Origin of the sequence: Hydrogenophaga sp. (assembly GCF_035481345.1) — a bacterium.
Taxonomy (GTDB): Bacteria; Pseudomonadota; Gammaproteobacteria; order Burkholderiales; family Burkholderiaceae_C; genus Hydrogenophaga.
Genome location: NZ_DATIGV010000202.1, coordinates 1 through 5,519, shown reverse-complemented (window position 1 = coordinate 5,519; position 5,519 = coordinate 1). Strand labels below are relative to the sequence as shown.

At 71.5% G+C, this 5,519-nt stretch carries 7 protein-coding genes; 6 read left to right on the top strand and 1 reads right to left on the bottom strand.

Annotated elements, in window-relative coordinates; all coding sequences use genetic code 11:
* The 6 genes from VLG41_RS21490 to VLG41_RS21465 all read left to right on the top strand — a co-directional run.
* The coding region (locus VLG41_RS21490; RefSeq protein ID WP_325351422.1) for a TOBE domain-containing protein at positions 1–195 on the top strand (195 nt) is incomplete at its 5' end.
* Positions 196–236: 41 nt separating this feature from the next.
* Positions 237–1,628, top strand: a complete 1,392-nt coding sequence (gene dalD / locus VLG41_RS21485; protein ID WP_325351423.1) for a D-arabinitol 4-dehydrogenase — start codon at positions 237–239, stop codon at positions 1,626–1,628.
* Positions 1,629–1,651: 23 nt separating this feature from the next.
* Positions 1,652–2,587 carry an AraC family transcriptional regulator gene (locus VLG41_RS21480; RefSeq protein WP_325351421.1) on the top strand — a complete coding sequence of 312 codons (936 nt, stop codon included), beginning with the start codon at positions 1,652–1,654 and terminating at the stop codon, positions 2,585–2,587.
* A 23-nt stretch (positions 2,588–2,610) separates the two neighbouring features.
* Positions 2,611–3,540: a carbohydrate kinase gene (locus VLG41_RS21475; RefSeq protein ID WP_325351420.1), complete on the top strand. Its 930-nt coding sequence runs from the start codon at positions 2,611–2,613 to the stop codon at positions 3,538–3,540.
* 104 nt (positions 3,541–3,644) lie between these two features.
* Positions 3,645–4,403 (top strand): NAD(P)H-dependent oxidoreductase, encoded by a 759-nt coding sequence (locus VLG41_RS21470; RefSeq protein WP_325351419.1) that lies wholly within the window; start codon positions 3,645–3,647, stop codon positions 4,401–4,403.
* Positions 4,400–5,287: an acyl-CoA thioesterase gene (locus VLG41_RS21465; RefSeq protein ID WP_325351418.1), complete on the top strand. Its 888-nt coding sequence runs from the start codon at positions 4,400–4,402 to the stop codon at positions 5,285–5,287. Before VLG41_RS21470 ends, VLG41_RS21465 begins: the two co-directional genes overlap by 4 nt.
* A gap of 15 nt (positions 5,288–5,302) precedes the next feature.
* Here VLG41_RS21465 and VLG41_RS21460 read toward each other — a convergent pair.
* A partial coding sequence (locus tag VLG41_RS21460) for an FAD-binding protein (protein WP_325351417.1) occupies positions 5,303–5,519 on the bottom strand: 217 nt, incomplete at its 5' end.

Sequence of the window (5,519 nt, the reverse complement as noted above, 5' to 3'; positions counted from 1 at the left end):
GCCCTGGGCGCCGACACGCTGATCCACGTCGAGGTCGGTGGCGTGCCGCTGATCGCGCGCCAGAACGAGCGCACGCCGCTGCGCGTGGGCGATGCGGTGCGCGTCGAACTCGACGCCACGCAACTGCACCTCTTCGACAGCCAGGGGCGCGCCGTCGCCCACCCCGAGACCGCCTCCCGAACCACCGCACCGTGACCGCCTCCGTGACCCTGCCGCCCCCCGATGCCCGCTTCGTGCTGCTGCACCTCGGCCTGGGCTCCTTCCACCGCGCGCACCAGGCGGTCTACCTGCAGCGCCTCATCGATCGCGGCGATCCGCACTGGTTCCTGGCCGGCGGCAACCTGCGCGACGACGCGCCCGAAGTGATCGAGGCCCTGCGCCGCCAGGGCGGCGCCTACACGCTGGAGACCGTCTCACCCGACGGCGAGTACCGCTACGAGCGCATCACCGCCATCCGCGAGGTCTTGCCCTACGCGCCCGGCCTGGCGCCCCTCATCGCGCGCGGCGCCGACCCGGCCACGCGCATCGTCTCTTTCACCGTCACCGAGGCCGGCTACTACCTCGACGATCACGGTCAGCTCGACTGGCGCAGCACCGACCTGAGCGCCGACCTGCAGCGCGCGCGCCGGGGCGAGGCCGGCGCCACGCTCTACGGCGCGCTGACCGCGCTGCTGCGCGCGCGCCGCGCGGCCGGCGCCGGGCCGCTCACGCTGCTCAACTGCGACAACCTGCGCCACAACGGCGAGCGCGCGCGCGCCGGTCTGCTGCAGTTCATCGAGCGCGTGGGCGACGCCGCGCTCGCGGCCTGGGTGCGCGAGCACACGAGCTGCCCCAACGCGATGGTGGACCGCATCACCCCGCGCCCGCCGCCCGAGTTGCGCGAGCGCGTGCGCGCCGCCACCGGCCGGGACGACGCCGCACCCGTCACCGGCGAGCGCTTCATCCAGTGGGTGATCGAGGATCACTTCATCGCCGGCCGCCCCGCCTGGGAGTCCGTGGGCGTGCAGATGGTGGTCTCCGTCGCGCCCTACGAGGAGGCCAAGATCCGCATCCTCAACGCCAGCCACAGCTGCATCGCCTGGGCCGGCACGCTCGCCGGCCTGCGGTTCATCCACGAAGGCACGCGCACACCGGCCATCCGGCAGATGGCCTTCGACTACGTCACCGACGACGTGATCCCCTGCCTGACGCGCCCCGGCGCGCCAAGTCCGGTGGACCTGCCCGCCTACCGCGACGAGGTGCTCGCGCGCTTCGCCAACCCCGCCATCCGCGACACCAACCAGCGCGTGGCCATGGACGGCTTCGCCAAGATCCCCGGCTTCATCGCGCCCACGGTGCGCGAGCGCCTGGCGCAGGGCGCGTCCGTCGACAGCGTGGCCCTGCTGCCCGCGCTGTTCCTGGCCTTCCTGCAGCGCTGGCACCGCGGCCAGTTGCCCTATACCTACCAGGACCAGGGCATGGACCCCGCCGTGGCGCACGCCATCTGCGACGCCGACGACCCTGTGGCCGCGCTCTGCGCCGACCCCACGCTGTGGGGCGACATCGCCGGCCACGAGCGCCTGCGCGAGGCGGTGCGCCGCGCCGGTGCGCGGGTGGCGCAGCTCGCGGCACCGGTGGTAAGTTCCTGATCCGCTCCGCCACCCAGCCCGCCATGCCCCAGAGGCCCGCCTCCACGCCCCGCCAGTTCCGGCCCGAGCTGGAGAACGAGTACGCGCGCTCCCCCGACCTCGGCTACGAACCGCCCGACGAGGCCGGTTTCCTGCGCTGCCTCTCGCACGGTTTTCCCACGCCGCTGGCGCGCTGGCACTACCACGACGAGTACGAGCTGCACCTCATCACCGCCACCTCGGGCAAGGTCTTCGTGGGCGACTGGATCGGCCCCTTCCAGCCCGGCCAGCTCGTGCTCACCGGCCCGCGCCTGCCGCACAACTGGGTCAGCATGGACCTGCCCGACGGCGGCGTGGCGCTGCGCGACCTGGTCATCCAGTTCCCGCACGAGCCGCTGGCGCGCGCGAGCGAGACCATTCCCGAACTGGCCGAGGTGCTGCCCCTGCTGGAACGCGCGCGCCACGGCATCGAGTTCTTCGGCCTGTCCGACGCGGCCGAGGCGCACTGGCACCGCGTCAAGGGCGCGCGCGGCCTGCGCCGCTTCACCGCCTTCTGCGGTTTCATGGCCGACCTCGCCGCCTGCACCGACTACCGCCTGCTCTCCAGCGTGAAGCTGCAAAGCGACGAGGCCGCCACCGAACTCGACCAGATCGACGCCGTGGTCAGCCGTATCACCGACCACCTGTCCGAGCAGCACTCGGCCGCCGCGCTGGCCGCCGAGCTGGGCATGAGCGAGAGCCGCTTCAGCCGCTTCTTCCGCCGCGCCACCGGCAACACCTTCACCGACTTCGTCAACCGCGTGCGCATCAGCCGCGCCTGCCAGTTGCTCATGGACACCGACCAGCAGATCACGCACATCTGCTACGAGGTGGGCTACAACAACGTGGCCAACTTCAACCGCCGCTTCCTCGAGATCAAGGGCATGACGCCATCGGAGTTCCGCCGCCAGTCGCTGACCCGCTTTCGCGGATCCCATTGAACGACCGGGCGATGTGAGGCCGCATGTTCGTCGTGTGTGGAGAAGCCCTCTTTGATGTGTTCGCCGTGGCGCGCACGGCCACCGGCCTGAGCCTGGACGCGCGTGTCGGCGGCTCGCCCTTCAACCTCGCCGTCGGCCTGGCGCGAATGGCGCAACCGGTGTCGCTGCTCACCACCGTGTCCAACGGCTTCCTGGGTGAACGCCTCATGCAGGCCTTGCGGGAAGAGGGCGTCGGCACCGACACCCTGCGGCGCAGCGACGCGCCCACCACCCTCAGCCTCATCGGCACTGACGCGGCGGGCGTGCCGTCCTACGCGTTCTATGGCGACGGCGGCGCCGACCGCCTGCTCGCGCCCGAGGCCGTGGCGCACCTGCCCGAGTCCACGCGCGCCATCTGCCTCGGCTCCTACACCACCGTCGTCGGCGAGACGGCCAGTTCGCTGCGCGCCCTCGTCGAGCGGCACCGCCAGCGAGCGCTCATCGCCTACGACCCCAACGTGCGCCTCAACGTGCAGCCCGACACGCAGGTCTGGCGCGAGCAGTTGCGCTGGATGCTCCCGCGCGCCGACCTGCTCAAGGTGAGCGAGGAAGACCTCGCGCTCATCGATGGCCGCGCGCCCGAGGCCTTCGCGCGCGAGGCGCTGGACAGCGGCGTGTCGCTGGTGGTCGTCACGCGCGGCGCGCTCGGAGCCATCGCCTGGACGGCGCGGCACCGCGTCGAGGTGTCGGCGCCCCCCGTGGATGTGGTCGACACCGTGGGCGCGGGCGACACCTTCCAGGCCGCGCTGCTCACCTGGCTGGCCGAGCGCGATGCACTCGGCCGCGAGGCCCTCGCCGGCCTGTCGCCACAGTCGCTGGACGCCGCCCTGCGGTTCGCCACGTGGGCCGCCGCCATCACCTGCGGACGGCGCGGCGCCGATCTGCCGCGGCGCGCCGAGTTGCCCGCGGCTTGATGGCGGTCCGCCGACGGTGCTGGCGCCAAGCCGGCGAATCGGTTAATAATAAACCGACGTGCCGGACTAATAATTGACGACTCCTTGCCGGCGCGGGAGCCCGCATGAAGATCCTGATCGTCTACGCCCACCCCGAGCCGCGCTCCTTCAACCGCGCGCTGCTCGACACCTCGCTGCGTGTGTTGAAGGAGGAGGGCCATGAGGTCGAACTCTCCGACCTCTACGCCATGGGCTTCAACCCCGTGGCCAACGCGGCCGACTTCACCGAGCGGCGCTTCCCCCACCAGTTGCAGTACGACCGCGAACAGAAGCAGGCCTCGCAGCGCCAGGGCTTCAGCGACGACATACAGGCCGAAATTCACAAGCTCCTGCGCTGCGATCTGCTGATCCTGCAGTTCCCGCTCTGGTGGTTCTCGGTGCCCGCCATCATGAAAGGCTGGATCGACCGTGTGTTCGCCAACGGCACGGTCTACGGTGCGGGCGGCAAGCGCTTCGACCAGGGCGGCCTCAAGGGCCGCAGGGCCATGCTGTCGTTCACCACCGGGTGCTTTCCCGAGATGATGGAAAGCGATGGCCTGCTCGGGCAGCGCGACGTCATCCTCTGGCACCTGCACCACGGCACCTTCGGCTACAGCGGCCTGCAGGTGCTGCAGCCCTTCGTGGGCTGGTCCATCCAGTACAGCGACGAGGCCCAGCGCCACGCGCACCTCGAGGCCTACGCGGCGCGGCTGCGCGGCATCGCGCATGAAGACAGCATGCCCGCGCACACCCTGGCCGAGTTCGGGCCCGACTGGCGCCTCAAGCCCGGCATCGAACCGCGCACCGCCGGGCACCGGCGGGCCGATCGACAGGAGACGCGATGAGCGCAACGGACATCGAGCCCGCTAGCGCGCTCACGCTTGCCGACCGACTGACGCTCAAGCCCGCCGGCCCGGGCCGCTGGCGCAGCCTGCACGGCGACGCCAACCAGAACGGCCGCTCCTATGGCGGACAACTGCTGGGCCAGGCCCTGCGCGCCGCGCTGATGGAAGCGCCCGAGGGCCGCCCGCCCACCATGATGCAGTTCCTCTTCCTGCAAGGGGCCATGCCGGACCAGCCCATCGCCTTCGACGTGCAGCGCCTGCAGGACGGCAAGCGCTTCACTTCGCTTCACGTGCGTGGCGCGCAGGGCGAACGCACCGTGCTGGACGCGCAGGTGAGCTGCGCGCTGCCACTGCCCGGCCCTGCGCACGCCGAGGCCTCCCCGGCCCCCGCCGGTGAGCGGCCCGAGGACCTGCCCTCGCTCGGCGACGTGCCCGAGACCCTGCGCGAGCGCATCGCCCTCATGGGCGGCTACGGCCGCGACTGCAACGCCGCCATTCACTTCCGCATTCCCGAGGCCAGGCGCCAGCTCGACGGCGCCACCGCGGGTGGGCCGTTTCGCTACTGGATGAAGGTGCCCCAGGCCCTGGGCGAGGACGCGCACCTGCACGCCGCCGCCTTCGCCTACCTCTCGGACTGGTGGCTCAACTTCTGCATCCTCGCGCCGCACCTGGCGCGCGCGGGCGAGCGCGGCATGTACATCTCCAGCCTCAACCACGCGCTGTGGCTGCACGCGCCACCGCGCGCGGACCGCTGGCTGCACGTACGCGCGGGCTGCGCGCACGCCGCGAACGGTCGGGGGCTGGCCATCGCGCAATACCACGACGAAGATGGTCGCCACATCGCGACGGCCACGCAGGACTGCCTGGTGACCTACACGGATTGAGCCGCTGGCCGAGCCTCAGAGCGCCCTGACCAGCTCGGGCACGGCCTCGAAGAGGTCGGCCTCCAGCCCGTAGTCGGCCACGGAGAAGATGGGCGCCTCCGGGTCCTTGTTGATCGCCACGATCACCTTGGAGTCCTTCATGCCCGCCAGGTGCTGGATGGCACCGGAGATGCCGGCCGCGATGTAGAGCTGCGGCGCCACGATCTTGCCCGTCTGGCCCACCTGCAGGTCG